The following is a 20,357-nucleotide window of genomic DNA, read 5'->3' on the forward strand; positions in this document are numbered from 1 at the left end:
AAGATAATTTAATATTCATCTTTTGCCAATCGAAGAATTTTATCTTTAAAGGCTTTACATAATGCTTCTTTCGCTTCGGTTTCTTTATCCACATCAGAAACAATTCCCGGACTACCAAAATAACCAATCAAGCCTAATCTGAATAACGCAAGTATTGGATTATCTGTCAGCGTACTTAACAGTGCCTCTTGTGCGCTTTTCAGCATATTTTCCTCCGTAGCAGCATATCTGGTAGCAATAAAACTAGAATATCTGTAGCCAAATAATTCTGGTTCTTGTAAATAATCCGTAAAAGCGTCTGCCAACGAACGTTGGTTTCCTATTACTTGACTAACAATATTCCATGCATCGACATCCGCAATTAAATCTTCTCTACTAAAGAATCCCTTGCTTCCGCCAATCCAGTCAAAACCAAATTGATAAACAGAATCAATCGTATCTTTATTATTCCAGTAGTCAATCAAAAGTGTATCCAAATCTCCTAACCAACCACAGCCATCACCAATATTCGCCTTTTCATAATCTGGCAATCCATGGTTTAAATAACCAGCGATTGCAGCAAAGCAGTGTGCCCCACCAATCGTAGCTCCACTCATCGGATCAATATAATCAAATTGTCTTTCACTTGTAGGGATTGTTTCGTTTACCAAATCAACGAACTTCCAGTCAATAAATCCTGCTACAACTTCCCAAATCGTGTTGCCGTATGCTTTATTTCGGAAGTAATCTGCTACTAATTTAGCTTTACCCGCGGCAGTATTACCAGGGAAATATTTTTCTGCTAACGTTTCTACTCGTTGAACAAACTCGATAAAGCCATTTTTATCTTGCTCGTGGTCTACTACTAATGTATTGACGATAGCAGCATTTCGTCCAGGGATCGGTGCGAAATCTTCAAAATTACGACCATAACCAAGTTTGATTTGTTTTGGAGACTTGATATCTAACATTGCTAAGCTTACCGTTACCTCCACAGCGTTACTTTTTTTGATCATTTTTTTTACATGGCCTATCTCAGTCCAAGTGAAATCATCTCCGGTACCTGCATAGCGATAAACTATATCATTTTGGATCATAAAATTCATTTTCGCATTTGGCCAAGCCCAAATATTTGCACCAGTATCTGCTCCTGTATCTAAATAAAAATTGCTAGAAGTATCAAGATCATAGCCTCTTGCATAAAGATATAAATGATTGTTGTCTTCCGCTGCACTTAAATCAAAGATTTTTCCTGAACCAATTGCCAAAGATTTGATCTTAAGCCATTCCGAATTATCTCCTGTTGAACTGATCGTCGTCTTCAACTTTGTAGTCATCGGTATCGTGTATCTAAATTGCACACTTTGAGACAGTTTTCCATTTGTGATGTAGGCGATTTTAATATTCTGGGATTCCTTAATATGAATTGGCCCCTTATAGATCGTGCCATTTGCAAGTGTTGGTTCTAATCCATTAGTCGTGTAAATCAACTGGTCTGCATTACACGTGAATTCTACATCGAATGGTTGAGTGTAATTTCCAGTCCGCTTACTTGCGTAAATAATTTGTGGTTGTTTCCAATGATCTCTTTTTACTTGAGCATAGGCCCAAATATAAGTTTCGCCCATGCCAACATTTACACCATCCATAATCGCTTGATGAATTCTTTCCCACACAGCAGCATCATTCTTAGGATCTAGAACAAATCCTGTGAAGTAATGGATTTTTTCTGAAGGATATCCTAAATTATTTTGAATAAAATCTAGCACATCTTGATGTTCGCGCATTTGATTTTTAATCAAGTAATCGTAATCTTCTAGCATAAAGAAATCGAGATTTGGATATGCCCATTCTACTTTAGGAAAATTCACCATGCCCATCATCATTGGTGTTCGATTCTTATCCATAACAGAAGGTGGGAAAAATAATACCGTAAACTGTGCATTTGAATAATTCGCCTTGACTGCATCACGAAGCATTAATGTAAAGGAACCAATTTTTGTTTGCAACCATGAAAGCATTGGTTCATGGCCAATGATTGATTCGTTGACCGTATGAAACTCATGCATGTCTAATCCAGTTTCTGCTTTATAAAGATTTCTAGTGGCTTGATCATAAAAACAAGGAGTTAATTCATCTTGGTGCCACCACCATGGTTCACCTAACTGTACGATAGGGGTTAAACCAAATTGATTAGAAATATCAGCTAAGCCAACTGCTAATCGTTGATAAAATACTTGAACACCTGCATTTGTAAAGCTTAAGAAATGTGGAGTAGGCGTCCAACCACTTGTCCCCGGTGTTCCATCATATGTTCGTTGCCACCAATCCTCTTTCGCATCCACGTTTTCCATTGAAATTGAATGAATAATATCCATTTGATTATCAGCTAAGCGTCTTACATAGTCTTTATACCAAGCTTCAAATGCCTGATTGAATAATTTGTCTTCAAGTAAAATACCAGTACCATCTACGATTTTTTTATCATAGTAATGAGAAGCACCAATGTAAAAGTTTACGATTTTGGCGTAACCTAACTTGAGATAACTATCAATGATCCGCTCAGGTGTTAAATTATAACTATCATCGTAATCATCGCACATTCTGATTACTCCAGCAGAAACAGCTACTGGGTCATCACCAAGATAAGTGTCTCCTGTCACTTTCCAGTTCGTCACGTTCATAGCAAAAGGATAAGAATCATCTAAATATTGAGTAGCTCCTCCGCCATTTCCAGTATAGCCAATTGGTGTGAATGCCCACATGATTGTTTTGATATTCGTTACATCAATTTTTTTCCATTCAGGATTTTTGTTCCATTTTCCATTTGCATCAAAAGTATAAGGACTCCAACCTTCATAAAGATTATTGAAATCCAGTTGGATCGTTCCCAATTTTCCTGTTCCATTTCCCGGAGTTCTTCCTGCTGGAAAAACAATTTCTTCTTGTTTCTCCCATTCGTCTTCTGGTCGATTAGTCACATAATTCCATAGACGAATATAATGAATATCGCCATCAACTGTTTGAATTGTTAAAGCTGAAGCCTTATCAGAATCTAACCCTTCCGTATACCCACTTAAAGCATAATCATAACTTAACGATACATTTTTGAAATTCGGATTTGTTGGATACTTTAAAGATTCATGACTGTGAGTGTCTTCTGTCTCCCAAATAAGTCCAGCTAAATCATCTGTTGTTCGAAAATGCCCTTGTACGGAAAACGAATTTTCATTTTGTGTCACAACTGAAGCCGTCATTTCAAAATTGAAATTAATTGTTAAATATTTTGCTTGTAATTTGTACATACTCAATACCACTTCTTTCTTGTTGAATTATCAACATAAATTTTATTTGATCACTTAAACCTAAAATAACAGTATGAAACTATAAAGCTCTATGCCGTTTTCATAATACTTTATAAACTAAAGTTGTTTTGCTACCTTAAATTACGCATTTATCGCCTCCTCAAAAACCATTATACGAACATGCGTTCTTTTTAGCAAGCATTAATTAAATATTTTCACAATAAACTATAAAAAGAAAACAAAAAAATAACTTAAAAAATATTTTTATTAGTTATATTGTAAGATAATTGATTAAAATAACATTTTATTTTTTATTACCTGTACAAAAAAAACTGTAAACAAAAACCCAAAGTTGGTTTGTTTACAGTTTTTTATTTTGTTCAACTTTTTCACTTGTGATAACATGTTAAAAAAGTTAATTGGCTATTTTTTTACATTGGTTACAACATATTCTCTGATTTTTTCAGTACCATTCATAAAATAAAAATTGTAAGGGATACTGAATCCTTTTTTCTTGGTTTCTTCATCAAGATATTTTTCATCCACATCTGTATAAATAATTAAATCCGCAGTTGGCACCTTAGGATCTCTTAGATCATAGCTGATAAATTCTAAATCAAATTCTGGCATTAATTCAGCCTTGAGTTCCTTTTGAAATTTTATTCCATTCCCAAAAAGATATTGCCCAGCCTTCGTTCCCATGTATCCTAAAGGAGGTACGCCATCCGCATTGACGGAAAAAATCCATATGACTTTTTTCATAATGTTCACCTTGATCGTCTAAAATTTTTTGTTGACCTATTCAGTATGTCCAAACGTTTAATAAAACAGATTGCTAAAAAAATAATGAACTCTTTTTCACTTAAGTGATTCTCTTCTTCTCATCATACTTCTTATCGCACGAATATAAGCGGCCTATTTTTGCTCACTCTTCCTGTTAAAGTCACTAACACAAAAATGAACGATTTAATGCGAATCACCGATCTACTTACTTCAGCAACAGATAAAACCCTATCTTCAACGAAGTAGGAAAATGCATACAAGTATCAGAAGACTTCATCGTAAGCTTACTACAAATGATTATAACATAGCTTTTTTACTAGCTTAAGATATAAGCAAAAACCTCTTTTGCTTGCACAAAAGAGGTCCATTCTTTTCTTAATTAATATTCAAATTGACGATAATAACGACGAATATCTAATGGATGACAATTTAGTTTTTCAACGTGAGCATCTATTCGTTGCGTCACGCAGTGCATCAGCAAGTGAGATAGCACTCTTCCTCGATTTTTTTCACTAATTCCTTCGATAGGATAGTCTTTTGAGTCAATAAACGTATAATTTCCACAAATGCGTGGTAATAGATTTTTTACACGTTCAGCTAGTGGACGTTGCTCATCTTCGCCTAGAAATAAAGTGACCGGTGTTGTTTCATCAACGATTTCTAGTGTACCATGTAAAAATTCAGCTGCATGAATAGACTTGGATCGTAACCAACTTTGTTCTTCCCAATAACACATTGCATATGAATATACACCTCCCCATTGATTTCCGGCGCCGATAAAATAGTGCATTGAATCATGACGGTGCTTTTCTGCGAACGCTTGACCAAAAGTATCTGCCTGCTTTTCTGCTAAAACTAATCCCTTAGGTAAATAAGCTTCTAGTTCCGCATAGTATTCTTCATAATCAGGAAAATCTCCATTATGTTTCATCAGTCGATCAGCAACCATAAAGAATTTGATTTGTTCCGTCCCGGGTGCTGGATAAGTAACTACGTAGTCACAACTTTTCGCAAGTGGGGTATCTTCTGTATCAATAAATCCTATTAATGTTGCCCCAATCTTTTCAATTTCATTCACTGCTTTAACAACTTCCTCTGTCGTACCTGTAACAGATGACAGAATCACAAGCGAATCTTTCGTTAATCTTTGATTTCCAGTTGTATAATATTCCGCAGCATGTTGTACATAAACTGGTAGATTACTATGTCCTTTAATGTAAGTCTCTGCTTGCATTGCAGAAGCATAAGTTCCCCCGATCCCCAGATAGAAAATAGCATCATATCCTCTTTCACAGATTTCATCCACAATTTGCTCCACTTGGGGGCGTAATTCCAATGCCCCTTGAATATCATTGATTTGTTTTTGTTCGTCAAATTTCAACATTTTTAGTTCTCCTCAACTTTCTCTATTTTACTTTTTAATACTGAATCAAAGTCATCAAAAATTCTTCTACTTAAATCTATCCCTTTGGTTGTGGCTATACGGTAAGCTAATAGTTGAAAGGGAATAACTAGTAGCAATGGAGAGAACATCTCTGAAACCATGACATTTAATCCTAAAGTATCACTACTAGAACTTTTATCTGTCGTGATTTTAAAAATTTCCCCAACGTAATTAGCCATATAACTTGCTAATGCCTGTGACCGACTTTGGTTACAACTTGGCGTTTCGACAAAAAACAGCGTATGTTCCCAATTTGCTTCTAAATAAGGACCGTGCATATATGACTCTAGCTCAAATCCTTGACTAGGACGACGAACTGTTTCAGTGAACTTCGTTTCAAATTCTTTTACCGTTCCCCAATTTGGTCCATACCCCAATGCAACGAATCTTCCACCCAGTTTTAATACATTCTCATGCTGTTCAAAAAAAGTATTAGATTTATCGATTACTACTGAGAACTGACCGATTACTTCATACAATTCTTTTTTCAATTCATCCAGTTTATGAGTATCAATCTTTCTTTTAGAAACACCAATTTTAATTGCAAGTAACATCAGTTGTAATACAGTCGCTGAAAATCCTTTTGTTACAAAGCCAACTGTTTCAATCCCCATATTCAAATCAATTACATAGTCGGCCACTTCTGCAATAGGACTTTTCAAATCACTCGTTAGAATAATCCGTTGTATTTCGCTACTTTTCAAAGCTTTTACAGCTTCAATAGTTGAAGTACTCTTGCCACTTTGGGAAACGCCAATAATCGTGTCCGTCCCCTTTACTAGCCTTCCATAATGAGTAAAATGATAAGGCTCCTCAATCACAATCGTCACATCAGCCATTGTTTCCATGGCGAACTTAGCCGATAAACAGGCATTATAAGATGATCCTGTAGCTAAAATCGTCACTGTATTCGTATTTTTCAATTTGGAATCTGACGAGAAATCATAATCATCTAAAATTTTAGTCAACGCATTTTGTTCCTCATCGATATAGTGAAGCATTGTCGTTGGTTCCATTTTTTCCCCCATTCTAGAAAAAGCCGACCCATGAACCAAAAATTCCAAAGATAGCTAGTCCTAATAAAATTGTTAATGCTTTTACTTCTTTTTTAAGTAAGTAAAAGACCACACCGAAAGCCCCAAGTGATAGAATTTGAGGAACAATATCGTCAAAAATACTTTGAATAGTCACGGCATTTTCACCTGTTCCGATTTTTAACGGAATATTGATATCAATCATTGAAGCGGTCATTCCACCCACTACCATTAAGCCAATGATTGAGGCACCTAATGTCAAACTTCCCATCATGCCATTTTCTTGAATTTTCTTTAAGAATCCTGTGCCTAATTTATATCCCCAAGATGTTGCAAAATAACGAAATAGTAAATGAGGTATGTTAAAAATGAGTATAAATAAAATCGGTCCTAATATATTTCCTTGCATTGCTAATGAAGTACCCACGCCAGTAGCAATTAAGCGTAGCGTTCCCCAAAAGAAAGAATCACCTATACCTGCTAAAGGCCCCATAAGCGAGGTTTTGATATTATCAATCGTCGAAACATCAAAATTGGGATCATTAGCATTTTCTTCTTCCATCGCCGCATTGATTCCTAAAATCAAGGTCACAATATGTGGTGTCGTATTGAAAAACTCCAAGTGACGACTTAAAGCATTGGCCATTTCATTCTTAGTTTTGTAAAGTTTTTTCAAAATGGGAATCATTGCATAGCAATAAGCAAGATTCATTTGTCGTTCATAATTCCAAGAAAATTCCATCTGAAATGAACGCCAGAACACTTTACTCAAATCTTTTTTAGTGATTTTTAATTCATTGTTCTCATTAGAAGTCATCATCCATTATCTCTCCTGTCGAAGTTTGGGCACTGTTTTCTTGATTGCCACGTACATTCATAATATTAACAACTACTACTGCTACGATAGCGCCAAAAATTGCAATTCCAGTTACTGGAATTTCTAAATAAGCAGCTAAAGCAAAACCTAAGAAAAAATAGGGTGTTACTTCTTTATTGATTAAAAGACGTGCCAGCATTGCAAATCCAAGTGCAGGGATCAATCCTGTAGCTACTGATAACCCATGCTGAATGAACTCAGGAATCATACTTAACAAATTACCTATTGTTTTACTCCCCACCACAAATGAAATCATGACCACTAAACCTAACATCAGTGATAGACCAAATCCAGCTGATAAATGCATGCGCTCGACACCTTTATAGTTTCCTTCTAAGGCATATTTATCTGCTTTTTGGTTCATAATCGGAATCAAAAGGCCAAGATAGATATTCTTTAAAATCAAAGTCAAGGTTGCAATAGGCAAGCCCAATAGCAAAGCTGTTTCTGGTCCCGCATCAGCAGTAATGGCGAAAGCTGTTCCCAACACACCGCCAGTAACGACATCTGGTGGAATCGCTGCACCAACGGAAAAAGAGCCAATAAATGCTAATTCTAAAGTAGCTCCCATAATGATTCCAGTCTTTATATCTCCTAACACCATACCAGTGAATAGGCCAGTCACAATTGGTCGTGACAGTAATGAGGTACCCAATGCATATTCCGACTGAGCAATAAATGCTACGAGTCCGAGTAAAATTGCTTGAATGAACATTTTTCTTCAACCTTTCTTTTAAAGAACTTCAGTAACATTAACTTTTTTATCAGACGGTACTTGTCGTATTTCTACTTCGATCCCTTTATCCACCATTTCTGTTAATAGGTTTTCTTCTTCTGGTAAAACATTAACTGCCTTGCCAAGACTTCGTGTTCCTTCTTTTGCTTTGATTCCACCCAAATTGATTTTTTTTATTTCTGGATAGCCTTCTGCTAATTTCTTAGCATCAGCGATCGACTCCACTACAATAAAAAGTTTGTACTTATCTGTTACACCACTTTGTAATGCCAAAATTGAATCTTCGATATTTTTGATGACCAATTTTACTCCTTGTGGTTTTGCTAATTTGATTGTCGTCTTCCGAATTTCATTTGTTGGTACATCATCATTTGCAATCAAAATACAATCTGCGCCCAACCCTTGTGTCCAAGAAAAAGCCACTTGTCCATGTAACAAACGATGATCCACTCTTGTTAATAAAATCATTATTTTTCCTCCGTTTTCTTAATGAGTTAAAACTCTTCTTCCTCTACTTCATTACTGATTAATGCGTTGCAAAACAGAATCGTTTGTTTCGTTTTCTCTAAAGTTTCTTTTATTAAGTTTGAGAGTGATTCTGTAATTTGAAATTGCATAACTAACTCAATTAAAAAAGGTAAATTCATTCCAGTAACTAAATAAAAATTGTCTCTTTGGATATACGTTAAAAATTCATTGTTCACACTTCCACCAAATAAATCTGTCACAACTACTAACTGATGATCTTGGTAGCGTTCAATTATTTTTTTTACTTCCTCTTCCAGATTAAACTCTTCACTCAAGTAGCAATCCAATATTTCAACTTCTGTTTCTCCACAAATCAAATCCAAAGAAGATTTTATCCCAGATGCTAATTTCCCATGTGATGCCAGAATCAGTTTTCTTTTCAATAATTCTCACCTCTCCATTTCTTTTCAGTTTAATAAAAGCAAGCAGCGTGCCAACTTTAGTGGCGCACTGCTTGCTTTTCTAAAATTCTTCTGTTTTCATTGAAGTGTCTGTGTTTCGATAGATGATATCAAAAATATACGCGACTTCAGAATCCGGAATTGTGACACTATAATCACGTTCAATGACACTAAAAGCTTCCTTGAGGTTTTTCAAACGTTCTTTTTGACACTGATCAAATACCAAGGATCCTTCATAAGTTTCGATTGGAATATTTCGAATCAATCGTTCAATCAGACAACTCACATGGACATATAGAGCTAATTTTTTTGCATTTGATAGCTGGATTAAATTGACTAATTCCAAGTCACGGATAAATAAATCAATTTCGCTCATTACTTTATCCGTATCAAGAATCGTGACTGAATCAATCACTCGTTCTAATGAAAAGTTGCGGATGACGTTTGTATTAAAGATTTGCATTTCTTCTGGAGTCATCACTTGACTTAGCCATTCATTCAGTTTCTGATACTTATCTCCTGAAATCAATTCTTCTAAAGATAAATAGGCTATACCTTCAATTGTTGGATCGTCTGTACCAATAATTCCTAGAACATCATAAACAGAAAAAACGATTTCATCTGCTTTTCTTTCATTTAAAATCCGATATTCTTGTGGCAAGATTTTTAATTTGCAGGAATTAGGTAAACTTTTTTCTAATAAATGACTAATCTTAGTTGCCGTTCCGATGCCTGTTTGACAAGTAGTTAACAAGGCTTTTGGTCGATTTTCCTCTGGATAGATGATTTCCCAATCGAAATGGACTTGATCCACAGACTCACTTGCAATTTCATTTAAAGTTCGTTGGTTCTTAATGTTTTCACCTACTAAAATCGCTAACGGCGTTGTCACGTTGTTCATAATGACAATCGGTACATTGATTTGCTTGGGAAAATACTGATAGATCTCTTTGAGACTCCCCATATCCACTAAAATGACTAATCCATTAGAAATATCATTGTTCTCACTGTATACTAAGATTTCTTCTGCAATTTGCTGTGGCGTTACATCTAGAGGCATATCAAATGATTCAAAAATATTATGTTCTAAAAAACGATTCGCAACGTTTGCAATACTGCTAGCTGTCGCGTAACCATGGGCGACAATAATCGCTTTGGGTATTCCCTGTTTTTTTGTCCAATCTACTTGTTTTAAATATAAAGTCAAAACGATTCGATCCATTACTGATACTTCAATATCGACCTTTGGCTTGCATAATTCAAGAATTCTTTCAACATAATGATAGCTCGCCGGATAAGCTTCCAAAAGCTGCTCTTCCAATTGATAGACTAATGTCATAATTTGACTATCCTCAAGTATCCAACGACTAGCACCACGTTGAAATAAGTAATAACCAACTGCGTATACACTATTTCCATTAAACTTTATTTGATACGCATTTTCCATTTGTTGAAAAGTTTCGCGAACATATTGCGTTAAATATAGTAACGTCTCATGTTTTTGCTGACGGTCTGTTTTGAATAACAAATAGTCAAATAGTCGATCAACTATTTCTTTTAATTTTAAATGGCAATCGGTCAAATGCCCATGAGCTTTTTGATATTCTAAAATGATAGTTGATAAAAAGTCATCCACTTTTATTTGATCGTGCGTATTTGGCATCATTAAATTTCCTACTTTAGATTCGCTATGGATGACTATCTCTTCTGGAAATGATGTTTGTAAATTGTAATTATGCTGCGAAAATAATCTTTCTGGGAGATGATAAATAGTTAATTTGATTGGCTGTTCTTTCATAGAGTCAGAGAATGCTTTAGCTACCATGACTTTAATAATGTTTTTTAATTCTCCGATATTTCCTTTAAATTTTCCATTAGCTAGTAATTCAAGTGTTTGGCCACTAATCAAAAGATCGCGTTTGATTTTTGTTTGTTCATTAATCAAAAAAGAATAAATCAACGCCACTCGTTCATTCTTTTCTCGCTGTTGTAGCGAAGGAATGGTCACTTGGATCGGAATTCGTCGAATAAATGTATTTAAAAAATTACTCGTTAATTCTTCTGTGGTTGCAAAGAATAACCTTGTTTGAACATCAATTGGATTACTTGTATCTCCCATTCGATAAATTAGATGCTGATCTAAGTAAGTAAATAATTTTTCTTGCCCTTCAGCAGTCAAGCGATGCACTTCATCTAAAAATAAAATTCCACCATTTGCTAATTCAAATGCACCTTTGCGATCGTCGTCCGCTCCAGTATAGGCACCTTTTACGTGTCCAAAAAGATTACTAGTTAATAGTTCAGGATTATTCGCATATTGTGCACAATTCAATGTCACAAAAGGGGCATCTTCTGCTATCAGATCATTTTGGATACAGTAATGATGGATCAATTTCACCAAATAACTTTTTCCTGTACCGCTTTCTCCATTGATCAGGACAGGTAATCCACCATCAGGATAGTTAAGTGCTGCCTTGATTTGTTCAATTACTGGATTCAAACTTTTATCGTGCCCGATCATAAGAGAAAATAAATCTTGTTTTTTACCAAACATTGGTTGCTCAGACAAAATAAGTTTAGCGCTTTCATAATAATTCGTACGCAAAGTAAAAAACTGTTTTTCAAATGCTTCTTTGTGAAAATAATAAACTGGACGCGAATTGATCTTTACTAACTCGCCAGTTTCTGTCAGAAGATTTAAATATTGACTGACTGTATTTCGTTTCACTTTAAATATCTCTGCCAACTTTGAAGCAGTAAAAATATCACTTAGATCATTCAAATTAAGAAATGCCGTTTGATTCTTCAAATAATGTAACAGTTCTTCTTTCATATACTCCCCCCTTCTCTTTATAATAGAAAAAAAGCATTCAAAGTCAATCTTTGTTTTTCACCCAGAAAATAATTCTGCTGTCATTGATAGCTACTATAACTTTTAACTTTTTTATTTTCAATCAGGTGACTAGTCTATAAAAAAGATCAGAGAAATCCATTTTCTCTGATCTTTTACTTATTTTACAACTACTGCATATTTTCTTGCATTGTAAATATCCTTAAACGTTGTTCGGTTTAACCAATATGAACCACTGATTGGATCAGAAACATGAACTTGCTTACTCCTTTATGTCAGCTATTCCACGTTATAACCTATTCGAAAAACTGCAGTGTTTACTTTTCTCAATTCAAAGTAATCGAATCATGGTTGGAATATTGTTTAAAATTTATCCAGCCATTTGTCCATCTTCTTGCTAACCTGTGTGTCCATTTGTTGTTGGAGTAAGTCACTAAAAGTATTGGAATCAGGAATCAAGCTGTCAGCAAAAGCTCCTACATCTTCACCTGTAACTTGAAGAACATCTTTCTCTTTATTCGCACTCTCTTCAAAGAGATCGAGTAGCTCATTTAATGGGGTAAAGTCCTCAGATAAATTAATTGGATCAACCTTCATCAGATATTTTTGGATTTCTTTGTATACGATCAAATACTCTTTGGGCAATTTTCCCGCACGTTTTTGTAGATCACGCCAGTCTTTTTTTTCTTCAAAAGTTTCTTTAAATCCCATGATAGTTTTCACCGTCCTACTTTCTTTTTGACGTTTTTGTTTAGCTGATCACGTAGCTTATCTCGATAAGTCTTTGCCCCTTCTATATGAGCGATTTCCGAAATGAAATTTTCAATACGATCGCCAGTGACCGCTTCGATTGATAACCCTTCTGCAGCACTTTCTTCGAAAAGACCAACAATTCCTTCTAATATCGGATAAAGATTACGTCCTGTAAAATCGCTGAATTTCCATATTTCTTGATTCAATGTTCGCCAAGTATTTTGATACTCAGTAGGCAATTTTTCAATACGTAATTGGTATTCTTTTTGTAGTTTATTCATATCATTACCAGTAACCTTGTCATAAAGATTCATCACATATATCCTCCTTATATAGTCATATATTCACAAAAATTTGTTTATAGCGTTTTAATGACAGGAATGAAAAGACCAATACTAATGTAGCTAACCAGACTATTGTGAGCACGCTATTAGTTGATCCAAATGAGAATGTCCCATCAAGAAGACTCTTTGCCGTTTCAATAATTGAGGTCATTGGTTGATTTTCTCCCGGACTTCAGCAGCTTCATTTTGAACAGCTATTCCTAGAATTTTAGCAGTACCAGAGCTAGCTTTGGATAATGTTGTCCAACGTTGATTTACCTGCGCCATTTCCCCTAATAAAACAAAAATCTCTCCTTGTTTGATAGTTAAACTAATCCCTTTTAAAACTTTGTGATTCCCAAAAGATTTAGTTATTCTATCAATAACTATTGATTCCATTATTGTTCCTTCTTTCTGACCCAATTAGCTAATGTTTGATTTTAGCTAGCTGATTACTAAGAAATGCCCACTTATCCCAAAATTCTGCTAAATAAGTTTCACCAGAAGGATTCAGACGATAAAATTTCCTTGCTGGTCCCAATTCTGATTTTCGCTTTTCGACAATAACTAATTCTTTTTTTTCTAATCGAAGTAAAACTGTATAAACAGTTCCTTCAACGATATCTTGAAACCCTAGTTTAATCAGAGTATTTGTAATCTCATATCCATATGTTTCTTGGCTGTTTTTGATTACTTGAAGAACTACTCCTTCAAGTACCCCTTTGAGTAATTCAGTCATTCCTTTCAATTCCTTCATCCTCTCAAAAATCATTTACACATATACTTAGTAATACTTAGTACTGCTACATAATAATACCGAATAGCATAGGTGTCAACTACTTTGTAATAACTAGTAGATAAAAATTTTATTTTTCTAGTGAAACGGATTAATGGAATTTCTCATTGGTTATCCTAAATCTATTTATGTATAAATACCAATCAGAATACTAATGAGCTAAACTAAAATAAAAAAAGCTACCATAAAATGGTAGCTTAAAAAGATAACCCAAACGAAAAGGCTATTAAAACTAATACCACTGTCATTGTGCCCTGGATACACAAAATATTAGCTTTAACAATTATTATTATAACCTATTAAATTACAACTTATCATTATTTTTATTTATAATTAAATTTACTTTATTTATATTTGATGATCACCTCTAACTATCATAGTTTTTATTCTTTTCTGAATTGCGTATAAAGTCTATGACTACGTTTAAATTCAATATTTGCCTTCTCCATCACTTTTTTCATTGCCTCTTCTGACGATTCAAACTGATAATGACTCTTTTCAAAGCCTTCTTCGCATATGCTGTATCCTTCTTGATTATAAATGATAAGCAAATAACGATCCTTTTTAAACGTTAGTATTTTTAAAGCAAAATAGTTCTTTGACTTAAACGTTCTTTTCAAAAATTGTTTTAACTTTTTTTTATAAATCATGGTCATTTTATCCTATTCATTCCTTCATTGACTTGATAACCAAAGATCCTTACTAAAACGAATGACTAATTTGTTTACTTCTTTATCAAATACTTCTTTTTGTAACGTTCGACTAATATAAAAAACCTGCACCCTCTTATCATCTATTCTAAAAGCAATTCGAAAATATTCCTTTCCCAAATGGATTTTCATTTCATAAACAGGTTGTTTAACAGACAAACGAACAGACTTGATTCGATAAAAATCGTGTGTCAAATGCTCATTCACTTTATACATAATCAATTCCTGATAACTTTTAGATTGATGTTCTGGAAACATCTTCTGGATTGCGGAAGTAACTTCGATTTTATATTCCATGGCTCCCCCTTCTTAATAGTATTTAAAAAGTATTATATTAATCCCCTATCTTCACTAATATTCTACACTGATCGATCCATACTTGTGAAGTAAGTAAAAAATTACGCTTTAATTTAGCAGTTTATCTAAAAAATTATTTTAAATATATATTTCTTAACACATAGCTAATACATTAATCCCCTTTTGGAACAAGACAGTGGTATATTTTTTAACCGATTAACTAATAAAAAAGAACGTCCACTATTCTCTATAAAGAGAAAATAGTGGACGTTCTTTTTAGAAAATAGCTCATTTGAAAAGAAAAGTGATAGTTTACACTCTCACTAACTACTTGATTTTTATTAAAATGTACCTAAATCACAATACGCACCTTAATTCTTGAGTAAGGTAGTTACTTTCAGGTAATGTTTCAGTTGTCATTTGCTCTTTTCCAATATTGGTTTTTGTCTATTTTATCTTTTTTATCAACTCTCCTAGGCCTTCCACAAAAATCGTCAACCCCCACTCAAACGCTTCTTTACTTCCTAATGTATCTAAGACATTGCCTTGCAAAATTTGAAAAATTGGTTCATCAGATGCCATTCCAAACAACGATTGTTCTTCACCTTCGACCCTTTTGTTTTGATTTTCCTTTTGAGCAAGATAATCAATTTCAAAAGAAATGATGTAATTCATAAATGCATTGATACTAGTAAATTTTTGACTATATGTTAATGGTTGACTATCGATGATTTTTAATAATTCATTGTTTAATCTCAATAGCTCTGGATTATTCGGAGTAGTCCGTAAAAGTAAGTAAGCAGAATAAGGATATTTCCGTAATTTCTGAAAAAGTAGCTCACCGTAAAAGATTAATTGCTGTTGCCATTGATCTGCTATTTTGACTTCGTCTAACACTTCTCTTATAACTTGTGAAGCGAGTTTATCAAAAATTTGCTCTTTGCTTTTTACATACCAATACAAAGAAGGCGCTTTGATATTCAATAATTGGGATAACTTTCGCATACTAAAATTATTGAGTCCTTCCGTTGCCAATAATTTCCACGCTGCACCTAAGATTTCGTCTTCATTCATTTTATTTCTCAAAATACCTTCACACTCCTCGTATTCATTATATCAGAAAATCTACCAGTGTTAGTTTGTTCTTGCATTTTTTATTAAGAAGTGATAATCTAACACCGTTAGTTTAACTAACAGTGTTAGATTTATATTGAAAAGAGGTTTTTTAAATGGAACAAATGATGGAAAATTCAAATGAATACTTGTTAAAAGATGCTCCGATAAAAAAGGCAGTATTAAGTTTATCGGTCCCTATGATGATTGGAACTTCGGTCGGTGCAATCTACAGTGTAATAAATGCTTACTTTATTGGTTTGCTTCACAATACGCAGATGATATCAGCGATTACAATCGGAATGCCTGTGTTTATCGCATTGATGGCCATTGGGAATATGTTTGGGGTAGGCACGAGTACATACATTACTCGCTTGATTGCTGTTAAAAACACAGAAAAAGCAAAGAAAGTGGCTGGTTATGGCTTTTATATGAGTTTGATCGTAGCACTTTTATTAGGTGTAATCGGAGTAGTCGCAATCAATCCTTTATTAAAATTATTAGGTGTTGATATGCCAATGTACAATTATGCGATGCAATATGTCGTGACACTTTTAATCACCGGTTTTACTACAACGATCAATTTCACCTTAGAACAAATCATACGTTCAGAAGGGGCTGCGAAAGAATCAATGTATGGCATGATTATCAATGTTGTAGTGAATCTGATTTTTGATCCGCTATTGATTTTAGTTTTGCATTTTCATGTAATTGGGGCTGCTTTGGCGATCGCGGTGGCTAATCTGGCTTCGATGCTTTATTATCTTTATTATTTATCTAACAAAAGCGACCACTTAAAGGGTTTTGCTAGACACATTTTTTTATCTGTAAAAGATCAAATCGAAGTATTGAAAATCGGAGTTTCTGAATTAATGAATTCTGGTTTTATGATTATTTCAACATTATTATTAAATGTGTATGCTGTCCATTATGGTGATGATATTGTGGCTGGCTTTGGAATTGCGACGCGCTTAGTTCAAGTTCCACAATTTTTGGTAATGGGGATTTTCTTTGGAGTGATTCCTTTATTTGCTTACAACTATTCAAGTAAAAACAAAAAACGTTTAAATGCTAGTTTCAAAACAGCTTGTGCGTTTATTGCCTTGATTGTCTTCGTATTTGTATCCTTGACTTATCTTCTCCGTTATCCGATTTTGGGATTGTTCACGGACAGTCCAAGTCTAATCAAAGTAGGAGAATATATTTTGATAGCATCACTTGTAACCACAGTTTTTAATGGATTTACAGGATTGATTTTAGGTTTGTTCCAAGGTACTGGTAAAGGTCTACCTACAATTATTATTTCCATCATCCAAAGTTTATTGATTATTCCAATCATCCTTTATATGAATGCCAACTTTGGTTTGCATGGGCTTGTTTGGGCTTCTACAGTAACTGAATTCATCGCTTTTTGCATTGGTATTGGCTGTTACTTCTATTATCGCAAAGACTTTCACGCTGCTTGAATAGACTCAACTCAGTGGAGGGACTTATTGATTAGCTACTCAAAAAGTTTTAGAATGCTCTTCAACGTATCCTAAAGTAGGAGTCTGCTAGTCATCATTAACTATACGAAAAAACCTCTAAAGTGTTCTCTTTAGAGGTCATCTATATATATTATTACTTTTGACAGCAAAGGGTGGTCTATCTAATTGAAATTTAAGTAGTGATTATGCTCGCACTTCTGAAATCTGATGAAAGATAATACCATTTATCCATGTACGCGATAATTCAAACTCTTCTCATTTTTAGTATGTTTTCCCTTGCTTTGATTTATCTGATTGTGAATATTCTTAAAAAGAAATACGCGTCTACTTTAAGAAGAAATTTTCACAGCAGTCGTTTCGATACTTCCAATTTATCGTCGTCTTTAACGATGTGTCTAAGAGGACATAGTGACACTTTCCTCTTTTCATCTTCATTAGGACACGTTGTTTGACAATCAGAAGGGAAGTTCATCAAATTTATATCCATTTGCCACATAAACTCCGCGAACTATTTTTAGTTGGAATCTACTCCTGAATGAATTTGTTCTCAAAGTCCAGAAAAAACTAATCTTTTCTGGACTTTTATCTTACAACTACCGCGTATTTTCTTGCATTGTAAATATTCTCAAATGTTGTTCGGTTTAACCAATATGAACCACTGATTGGATCAGAAACATGAACTTGATTACTGCCTTTATTGTATCCGTCGAGAGTTACTGCATGATTATTATTGGCAGCTAGACCAAAGTTCCAATTTCCCCAGCGAATTGGTTGAAAATTGATTGTTACCCAAGCAACTACTGGGTTACCGCTTTTCACTTCATTTAAAAGAGTATTCATCGAACTTCCAGAAATATTTTGTACATTACCATACTTTTGTCCCCAAGTTGTTAATGGTGCAGGATAGATTGCGGAATAGGTCCAAGAATTTTCCACAAAGGGGCTACCAACAAAACCTGTATTTGGATTTCCATTTGTGGATTTAGGAATCGTATTTAAAAATTGAGTTAACCCCCAGTTAGTGATTTTCCCTTTGTATTGTAAAGCTTGCAGTAGTGAAGCACCTTCACAACCACTGGGTGCGCCTAAAGCATATTGGTTGTAATTTTTTACACCAAGAAGCTTATAGTCATCATTCGTTGGTTGGCCATTTCCTACCGCGTACCAGCCTACACCTTCATATGCCCAACCTTGTTTGCTAATCACATTTTTCTCATTTTCGTCTAGCGTGTAGTGATGCCAATTGACTCGTTTACTATACAGACGACTAACAGGAATCCCATTTGCACCTGTGTAAGAATACCAGCCAATGCCTTCATATTTCCAACCATACTTCGTGATATTATCGCGTTCTTTTGCATTTAACGTGTAAAAATGTTCCCCGTTGTAACGGTTATACAAACGATAGACAGGTGCACCCGTTGTTGGCGCTTGCCAACCAATTCCTTCATAATTCCAACCAATTTTTCTCAGTTTATCACGCTCACCAGTATCTCTTGTGTAGAAATGCTCACCACTATAGGGATTGAACAAACGATACATTGGAAATGTTTTAACTGAACTACGTGCATAAAGACTTGGTCCACCTTCTTGCAGCTCTTCTTTGGGTGCCTCCGTTTTCTCTGCCTCAGATTGACCTTCTTTGACTGGTGGTTCAACAGTTACTTGTTCTCCATTGACAATGGTTGTCTGCAATTCTTCATCCAGTGGGTCATTCTCTGTAACTGTACTACTTGTCGCCTGTTCCTCCACATAAGTAGACATTACCGTCTGCTCATCTGTTCCTGTATTCATTGTCGTATCAATTGTTTCTTCAGCAAAAACACTTGTCGTTGCTAGCATCATTGTCGACAATAATGTCACACATGCGAAATACCCTACACTCTTTTTCATTAAACCGTTCCTCCGTAAAAGATATGTTTCATTTATGATAACATTCTTTTTTATATTTATAAAAAAAGACATAAGTGACTCAAACAGGCATGTATCTATCACATCTTCCTAGGTGAATATATTCTAGTCACTTTATATAGTGAAAACTTGTCTTTCTTTTATTTACTTAAATATAAAAATAGCTTAAGAAACCCACCTTCCTGATTTCTTAAGCTATCCTTCATTTAGTCATTTTGGCGTCACATCTTCCCCAAACCATCGCTTCGACAGTTTTTGAAATTCACCTGACGCTTCCAACTGGTCAAAAGCCTGATTTATTTTGGTCACTAATGTCCGATCTGCCTTTCTTGCACCTACAGCAAAGTCCTCACTTGCATAATTCCCAGTTAAAATGTGATAGTCTTGCAATTGATTTTTTTGTTTCAAATAATAATTTGCATACACGCGATCCATCAATAGCCCATCAATTCGACCGCTTCTTAAATCAATCAATGCTTCATTAAAGCTATCATATAGCACAGCTTCCTGGTCTTTTACATAATCTTTTAAAACTTCTGGTTGTTTCGTAAAGACATCATAACCTGATGAACCATTCTGAGCACCTAAGATTTTCCCCTTCATATCTGCAAAGCTTGCGATTTCAAAACTTTTAGGGGTTATCAAGACTTGCGTATTTTCCATGTATGGCTGCGTGAACTGCACTTTTTTTTCACGTGCTGGGGTTTTCGAATAGCCATTCCAAATCAGATCAATCGTTCCATTGGTCAACTCAAATTCCTTCATTGACCAGTCAATCGGCTGAAAGTTGACTTTGATGCCATATTCTTTGAATACAGCTTTAGCTAACTCAATATCAAAACCAGTTAACTTACCCTCTTTATCACGAAACCCCATAGGGACAAACGTATCATCTAAACCGATTGTGATTTCTTTTTCTCGATCAATCGTTGTCCAACTATCTTCTGTTGGCTTTCTTCCACAACCAGAAAGTCCGAGTAAAATAAAAAGAACTAAAAATAATGCCCGAGTAATTTTTTTCATCTATTT

The 20,357-nt window shown here is 34.6% G+C and carries 19 protein-coding genes and 1 pseudogene; 1 reads left to right on the forward strand and 19 read right to left on the reverse strand.

Annotated elements, in window-relative coordinates; translation table 11 throughout:
- Nucleotides 1-8 precede the first annotated feature (8 nt).
- The 17 genes and pseudogenes from AC4BD1_RS09750 to AC4BD1_RS09830 all read right to left on the reverse strand — a co-directional run bounded on the left by AC4BD1_RS09750 (nt 9) and on the right by AC4BD1_RS09830 (nt 15,903).
- Nucleotides 9-3,284 (reverse strand): non-contractile tail sheath protein, encoded by a 3,276-nt coding sequence (locus tag AC4BD1_RS09750; RefSeq protein ID WP_490485543.1) that lies wholly within the window; start codon nt 3,282-3,284, stop codon nt 9-11.
- Between the two features lie 423 nt (nt 3,285-3,707).
- Nucleotides 3,708-4,046, reverse strand: a complete 339-nt coding sequence (locus AC4BD1_RS09755) for a hypothetical protein (RefSeq protein ID WP_490485544.1) — start codon at nt 4,044-4,046, stop codon at nt 3,708-3,710.
- A gap of 400 nt (nt 4,047-4,446) precedes the next feature.
- The gene (locus AC4BD1_RS09760; RefSeq protein ID WP_206910447.1) at nt 4,447-5,451 is read right to left on the reverse strand and encodes an SIS domain-containing protein; all 1,005 of its coding nucleotides are present in this window, start codon (nt 5,449-5,451) and stop codon (nt 4,447-4,449) included.
- A 2-nt stretch (nt 5,452-5,453) separates the two neighbouring features.
- The gene (locus AC4BD1_RS09765; protein ID WP_490485545.1) at nt 5,454-6,527 is read right to left on the reverse strand and encodes an SIS domain-containing protein; all 1,074 of its coding nucleotides are present in this window, start codon (nt 6,525-6,527) and stop codon (nt 5,454-5,456) included.
- Between the two features lie 13 nt (nt 6,528-6,540).
- Nucleotides 6,541-7,365 (reverse strand): PTS system mannose/fructose/sorbose family transporter subunit IID, encoded by an 825-nt coding sequence (locus AC4BD1_RS09770; RefSeq protein WP_490466395.1) that lies wholly within the window; start codon nt 7,363-7,365, stop codon nt 6,541-6,543.
- Complete coding sequence (locus tag AC4BD1_RS09775; RefSeq protein WP_490466396.1) at nt 7,352-8,137, reverse strand: PTS mannose/fructose/sorbose/N-acetylgalactosamine transporter subunit IIC; 786 nt, start codon at nt 8,135-8,137, stop codon at nt 7,352-7,354. Before AC4BD1_RS09775 ends, AC4BD1_RS09770 begins: the two co-directional genes overlap by 14 nt.
- An 18-nt stretch (nt 8,138-8,155) precedes the next feature.
- Nucleotides 8,156-8,626 (reverse strand): PTS sugar transporter subunit IIB, encoded by a 471-nt coding sequence (locus AC4BD1_RS09780; RefSeq protein WP_206910456.1) that lies wholly within the window; start codon nt 8,624-8,626, stop codon nt 8,156-8,158.
- 26 nt (nt 8,627-8,652) lie between these two features.
- Nucleotides 8,653-9,069 (reverse strand): PTS sugar transporter subunit IIA, encoded by a 417-nt coding sequence (locus AC4BD1_RS09785; protein ID WP_490485546.1) that lies wholly within the window; start codon nt 9,067-9,069, stop codon nt 8,653-8,655.
- Nucleotides 9,070-9,148: 79 nt separating this feature from the next.
- Complete coding sequence (locus AC4BD1_RS09790; RefSeq protein WP_490466398.1) at nt 9,149-11,920, reverse strand: sigma-54-dependent transcriptional regulator; 2,772 nt, start codon at nt 11,918-11,920, stop codon at nt 9,149-9,151.
- Nucleotides 11,921-12,097: 177 nt separating this feature from the next.
- Nucleotides 12,098-12,199, reverse strand: a pseudogene (locus tag AC4BD1_RS09795) (C39 family peptidase); the annotation flags it as partial.
- A 102-nt stretch (nt 12,200-12,301) separates the two neighbouring features.
- Nucleotides 12,302-12,661, reverse strand: a complete 360-nt coding sequence (locus AC4BD1_RS09800) for a DUF1048 domain-containing protein (RefSeq protein ID WP_490485547.1) — start codon at nt 12,659-12,661, stop codon at nt 12,302-12,304.
- Nucleotides 12,658-13,005 (reverse strand): DUF1048 domain-containing protein, encoded by a 348-nt coding sequence (locus AC4BD1_RS09805; RefSeq protein WP_490466400.1) that lies wholly within the window; start codon nt 13,003-13,005, stop codon nt 12,658-12,660. The genes AC4BD1_RS09800 and AC4BD1_RS09805 overlap by 4 nt, the downstream gene beginning before the upstream one ends.
- A gap of 177 nt (nt 13,006-13,182) precedes the next feature.
- Nucleotides 13,183-13,413, reverse strand: a complete 231-nt coding sequence (locus AC4BD1_RS09810) for an ATP-binding cassette domain-containing protein (protein ID WP_206910468.1) — start codon at nt 13,411-13,413, stop codon at nt 13,183-13,185.
- A 28-nt stretch (nt 13,414-13,441) separates the two neighbouring features.
- The gene (locus AC4BD1_RS09815) at nt 13,442-13,762 is read right to left on the reverse strand and encodes a PadR family transcriptional regulator (RefSeq protein ID WP_206910485.1); all 321 of its coding nucleotides are present in this window, start codon (nt 13,760-13,762) and stop codon (nt 13,442-13,444) included.
- Between the two features lie 431 nt (nt 13,763-14,193).
- On the reverse strand, nt 14,194-14,460 hold the full coding sequence (locus tag AC4BD1_RS09820) for a hypothetical protein (RefSeq protein ID WP_490466401.1): 267 nt from the start codon (nt 14,458-14,460) through the stop codon (nt 14,194-14,196).
- 24 nt (nt 14,461-14,484) lie between these two features.
- On the reverse strand, nt 14,485-14,817 hold the full coding sequence (locus tag AC4BD1_RS09825; RefSeq protein ID WP_206910473.1) for a hypothetical protein: 333 nt from the start codon (nt 14,815-14,817) through the stop codon (nt 14,485-14,487).
- 447 nt (nt 14,818-15,264) lie between these two features.
- Nucleotides 15,265-15,903: a TetR/AcrR family transcriptional regulator gene (locus AC4BD1_RS09830; protein WP_206907211.1), complete on the reverse strand. Its 639-nt coding sequence runs from the start codon at nt 15,901-15,903 to the stop codon at nt 15,265-15,267.
- A 143-nt stretch (nt 15,904-16,046) separates the two neighbouring features.
- Here AC4BD1_RS09830 and AC4BD1_RS09835 point away from each other — a divergent pair, with 143 nt between their 5' ends.
- Nucleotides 16,047-17,396: an MATE family efflux transporter gene (locus tag AC4BD1_RS09835; RefSeq protein ID WP_206907213.1), complete on the forward strand. Its 1,350-nt coding sequence runs from the start codon at nt 16,047-16,049 to the stop codon at nt 17,394-17,396.
- Between the two features lie 603 nt (nt 17,397-17,999).
- On the opposite strand, the gene AC4BD1_RS09840 is transcribed toward AC4BD1_RS09835, so the two are convergent.
- Together AC4BD1_RS09840 and AC4BD1_RS09845 are read right to left on the reverse strand one after the other, a co-directional pair.
- The gene (locus AC4BD1_RS09840) at nt 18,000-19,310 is read right to left on the reverse strand and encodes a C39 family peptidase (RefSeq protein WP_490485548.1); all 1,311 of its coding nucleotides are present in this window, start codon (nt 19,308-19,310) and stop codon (nt 18,000-18,002) included.
- 228 nt (nt 19,311-19,538) lie between these two features.
- Nucleotides 19,539-20,351 carry a transporter substrate-binding domain-containing protein gene (locus tag AC4BD1_RS09845; protein WP_490466403.1) on the reverse strand — a complete coding sequence of 271 codons (813 nt, stop codon included), beginning with the start codon at nt 20,349-20,351 and terminating at the stop codon, nt 19,539-19,541.
- Between the last annotated feature and the right edge of the window lie 6 nt (nt 20,352-20,357).

It is taken from the genome of Enterococcus sp. DJ147D b (assembly GCF_058216655.1).

Coding starts and splice junctions, on each gene's coding strand:
- AC4BD1_RS09840 (WP_490485548.1), bottom strand. CDS start 19,310: ATGAAAAAGAGTGTAGGGTATTTCGCATGTGTGACATTATTGTCGACA.
- AC4BD1_RS09820 (WP_490466401.1), bottom strand. CDS start 14,460: ATGATTTATAAAAAAAAGTTAAAACAATTTTTGAAAAGAACGTTTAAG.
- AC4BD1_RS09835 (WP_206907213.1), top strand. CDS start 16,047: ATGGAACAAATGATGGAAAATTCAAATGAATACTTGTTAAAAGATGCT.
- AC4BD1_RS09755 (WP_490485544.1), bottom strand. CDS start 4,046: ATGAAAAAAGTCATATGGATTTTTTCCGTCAATGCGGATGGCGTACCT.
- AC4BD1_RS09845 (WP_490466403.1), bottom strand. CDS start 20,351: ATGAAAAAAATTACTCGGGCATTATTTTTAGTTCTTTTTATTTTACTC.
- AC4BD1_RS09790 (WP_490466398.1), bottom strand. CDS start 11,920: ATGAAAGAAGAACTGTTACATTATTTGAAGAATCAAACGGCATTTCTT.
- AC4BD1_RS09775 (WP_490466396.1), bottom strand. CDS start 8,137: ATGTTCATTCAAGCAATTTTACTCGGACTCGTAGCATTTATTGCTCAG.
- AC4BD1_RS09825 (WP_206910473.1), bottom strand. CDS start 14,817: ATGGAATATAAAATCGAAGTTACTTCCGCAATCCAGAAGATGTTTCCA.
- AC4BD1_RS09770 (WP_490466395.1), bottom strand. CDS start 7,365: ATGATGACTTCTAATGAGAACAATGAATTAAAAATCACTAAAAAAGAT.
- AC4BD1_RS09760 (WP_206910447.1), bottom strand. CDS start 5,451: ATGTTGAAATTTGACGAACAAAAACAAATCAATGATATTCAAGGGGCA.
- AC4BD1_RS09765 (WP_490485545.1), bottom strand. CDS start 6,527: ATGGAACCAACGACAATGCTTCACTATATCGATGAGGAACAAAATGCG.
- AC4BD1_RS09805 (WP_490466400.1), bottom strand. CDS start 13,005: ATGAATCTTTATGACAAGGTTACTGGTAATGATATGAATAAACTACAA.
- AC4BD1_RS09810 (WP_206910468.1), bottom strand. CDS start 13,413: ATGGAATCAATAGTTATTGATAGAATAACTAAATCTTTTGGGAATCAC.
- AC4BD1_RS09750 (WP_490485543.1), bottom strand. CDS start 3,284: ATGTACAAATTACAAGCAAAATATTTAACAATTAATTTCAATTTTGAA.
- AC4BD1_RS09780 (WP_206910456.1), bottom strand. CDS start 8,626: ATGATTTTATTAACAAGAGTGGATCATCGTTTGTTACATGGACAAGTG.